This is a genomic window from Candidatus Palibaumannia cicadellinicola (assembly GCF_002855795.1).
Lineage (GTDB): Bacteria > Pseudomonadota > Gammaproteobacteria > Enterobacterales > Enterobacteriaceae > Baumannia > Baumannia cicadellinicola_C.
Window position 1 is genome coordinate 1 of record NZ_NJPO01000170.1, and the last position, 1,104, is coordinate 1,104.

General features: G+C 35.1%; 1 protein-coding gene. It reads left to right on the forward strand.

Annotation, left to right across the window (positions count from 1 at the left end; all coding sequences use genetic code 11):
- Nucleotides 1-134 precede the first annotated feature (134 nt).
- Nucleotides 135-1,013: a protease HtpX gene (htpX, locus tag CEX73_RS03155; protein WP_101627130.1), complete on the forward strand. Its 879-nt coding sequence runs from the start codon at nucleotides 135-137 to the stop codon at nucleotides 1,011-1,013.
- Nucleotides 1,014-1,104 lie beyond the last annotated feature (91 nt).

Here is a 1,104-nt window from a genome sequence, read left to right on the forward strand (position 1 = left end):
AATATTAAGTAATTGACAAGTCATTTACTAGAGCGTTATAGCATACTAATACTCTAATGCTTGAAAATGTTCGTAACATTAATCAATTAACTTTATTTTGTCAACATTAACTTTTTGAGGAATATTATATTCGTATGATACGTATTGCTCTTTTTTTACTCACTAACTTAGCGGTCATGATTGTTTTCGGTATTGTATTGAACTTTACTGGTATCCAAGCGTCTAGCATAGCTGGGTTAATGATTATGGCTAGTATGTTTGGTTTTTGTGGAGCCTTTATTTCACTATTTATGTCAAAATATATGGCACTACGTTCGGTCGGTGGAGAACTAATAAAACAGCCACATAACGAAGTACAAAATTGGTTGCTCAGTATTATACGCCGTCAGTCACAAGATATGGGCATAGCTATGCCGGAAGTAGCAATTTATAATGCACCTGACATTAATGCTTTCGCCACAGGCGCGAGTCGTAACAGGTCACTAGTAGCAGTAAGTACTGGTCTATTGCAAAACATGACTCGCTCTGAAACGGAGGCTGTTATAGCTCATGAAATAAGTCATATCGCAAATGGTGATATGGTTACTATGACTTTAATTAATGGGATAGTTAATACTTTTGTTATTTTTATTTCCCGTTTTATAGCGCAATTAGCAGCAGGTATAATGGGATCTGATAGTAAAGAAGAAAATAGTAATGGCAATCAGTTAGTGTATATTACCGTATCTACAGTACTTGAATTAGTATTTGGGGTACTAGCAAGTATTATTGTTTTATGGTTTTCGCGTTACCGTGAATTTCATGCTGATGCTGGTTCAGCCAAGTTAGTCGGTTGCGATAAGATGATTGCTGCACTCCAACGATTAAAAACTAGTTACGAACCACAAGAAGCTAGTAGCATGATGGCGTTTTGTATAAACGGCCGTAATAAATCCTTTAGCGAGTTTTTTATGTCTCATCCGCCGCTAGATAAACGTATTGAAGCACTACATCGTCGCACCTATTTCAATTAAAATATAATAAAGCGAGCGTTTATAAGCTTTTTCATGATGAAAAATAATTTATGCTGGCTTTATTTAATTAAGTTAATATATCAACTAACTA